Here is a 2361-nt window from a genome sequence, read left to right on the forward strand (position 1 = left end):
CGTCCTCGTCGTAGGGCTGCCCCTTCGCCACGGCCGACTGGCGGGCGACGATCGAGAGCACCCCGGCGAGCTGCTGGGGGCCCATGACGGCGGACTTGGCGCTGGGCCACGCGAACAGGAAACGGGGGTCGTAGGCGCGGCCGCACATGCCGTAGTGCCCGGCACCGTACGAGGCACCCATGAGGACCGACAGATGCGGTACGCGGCTGTTGCTCACCGCGTTGATCATCATCGCGCCGTGCTTGATGATGCCGCCCTGTTCGTACTCCTTGCCGACCATGTAGCCGGTGGTGTTGTGCAGGAAGAGGAGCGGGATGTCGCGCTGGTTGGCCAACTGGATGAACTGGGCGGCCTTTTGGGACTCCTGGCTGAAGAGGACCCCTTGGGCGTTGGCGAGGATGCCGACCGGATAGCCGTGCAGGGTGGCCCACCCCGTCACCAGGCTCGCGCCGTAGAGGGGCTTGAACTCGTCGAAGTCGGAACCGTCGACGAGGCGGGCAACGACCTCGCGCGGGTCGAAGGGGGTCTTGAGATCCCCCGGGACGATGCCCAGCAGCTCGTCCTCGTCGTACTTGGGGGGTGCGGCCGGCCCCGGATCGCCGTACGCCTTGCGGTGGTTGAGGCGGGCGACGACGCGGCGCGCCTGCCTGAGCGCGTCCTGCTCGTCGACGGCGAAGTGGTCGGCGAGGCCCGACACGCGCGCGTGCATCTCGGCGCCGCCGAGCGACTCGTCGTCGCTCTCCTCGCCGGTCGCCATCTTCACGAGGGGCGGCCCGCCGAGGAACACCTTCGCCCGCTCCTTGACCATGATCACGTGGTCGGACATGCCCGGGATGTACGCGCCACCGGCAGTCGAGTTGCCGAAGACGACCGCGATCGTGGGGATACCGGCGGCCGAAAGGCGGGTGAGATCACGGAAGATGGCGCCGCCCGGGATGAAGATCTCCTTCTGGGACGGCAGATCGGCACCGCCCGACTCCACGAGGCTGATGCAGGGCAGCCGGTTGGCGAGCGCGATGTCGTTCGCCCGCAGGGCCTTCTTCAGCGACCAGGGATTGCTGGCTCCGCCGCGCACGGTGGGGTCGTTGGCGGTGATCAGGCACTCCACGCCCTCCACCACCCCGATGCCGGTGACGAGCGAGGCGCCGACCGCGTAGTCGCTGCCCCAGGCGGCGAGCGGCGCCCGCGTCGTGGGCCCGTCCGGCGGAGGCTCGGGGAGGGCCGGCTGTGGAAGGTCTTCCAGTACGCGGGTGTCGTGGGCCGGGGCCACAGCAACCCGGCGCCCGTCGTGGAGGACGGCCACATGGTCGACGTCCCCGTGGGGGACATACACATCATCGAAGACGCCATAGGGCGCTCCCTTTCCAGGTGGGGTCAGCACATGGAAGCCGGGGTAACTGGCGAGTGCGAGTTCGACGGCGGCCGCGCTCAACGCCCGACCGACGGTCTCCTGATCGGGATCCCGCACGACGAGCCGCAGCAGTGCGCTGGCGGTCTCCTCGGTGGAGGCGTCCGCGTGGTCGGTACGGGCGAGATCCCAACGGAGTTCACCGGGCCGCGACTTGGCGTTCCCCTCGCCGAACGCGGCCTCCATCTGTTCCCGGACGAGAGCGGCCTTGCGCTCGATGTCGAGCCCCGTGAGCACGAAGGTGACCTCGTTGCGGAAGCCCCCCAGCCGGTTGAGCCCGACCTTGAGGGTCGGCGGTGGAGCCTCACCCCGGACCCCCTCGATCCGGACCCGGTCGGGCCCGTCCCCGGTGAGCCGGACGGTGTCGAGGCGGGCGGTGACGTCGGGACCGGCGTACCGGGCACCGTGCGTCTCGTAGAGGAGCTGCGCGGTGACGGTGCCGACGTCCACGACTCCCCCGGTGCCGGGGTGTTTGGTGATGACGCAGGAGCCGTCTTCGTGGATCTCGGCCAGCGGAAATCCGGGCCGCCGAAGCTTCTCCGGCGTGTGCTCGGTGAAGAAGGCGTAGTTGCCGCCGGTCGCCTGCGTCCCGCACTCCAGCACATGTCCGGCGACCACGGCCCCCGCGAGCCGGTCGTGGTCGTCCGCGCCCCACCCGAAGTGAGCGACGGCCGGCCCCGTGACGAGAGCGGCATCGGTGACGCGTCCGGTGACCACGATGTCGGCGCCCGCGTCGAGACAGGCGGCGATACCGAACCCACCGAGATAGGCATGCGCGGCAAGGGCATCCGGATACCGTCCGGCGAGATCGTCCCCCTCGACATGGGCGACCCTTGCCCGAACCCCGACCCGATCGGCCAACTCCCTTACGGCGTCGGCGAGTCCGGCGGGGTTCAGTCCCCCGGCGTTGGTGACGATCCGCACCCCGCGCTCGACGGCGAGGCCGAGGCACT

The 2361-nt window shown here is 70.4% G+C and carries 2 pseudogenes; both read right to left on the reverse strand.

Annotation, left to right across the window (positions count from 1 at the left end):
* Nucleotides 1-1183: pseudogene (locus JHN63_RS51900) on the reverse strand (acyl-CoA carboxylase subunit beta); the annotation flags it as partial.
* Nucleotides 1175-2361: pseudogene (locus JHN63_RS51905) on the reverse strand (acyclic terpene utilization AtuA family protein); the annotation flags it as partial. The pseudogenes JHN63_RS51900 and JHN63_RS51905, both read right to left, overlap by 9 nt.

It is taken from the genome of Streptomyces sp. MBT65 (genome assembly GCF_016612545.1).
In the GTDB taxonomy this organism is placed as follows: domain Bacteria; phylum Actinomycetota; class Actinomycetes; order Streptomycetales; family Streptomycetaceae; genus Streptomyces.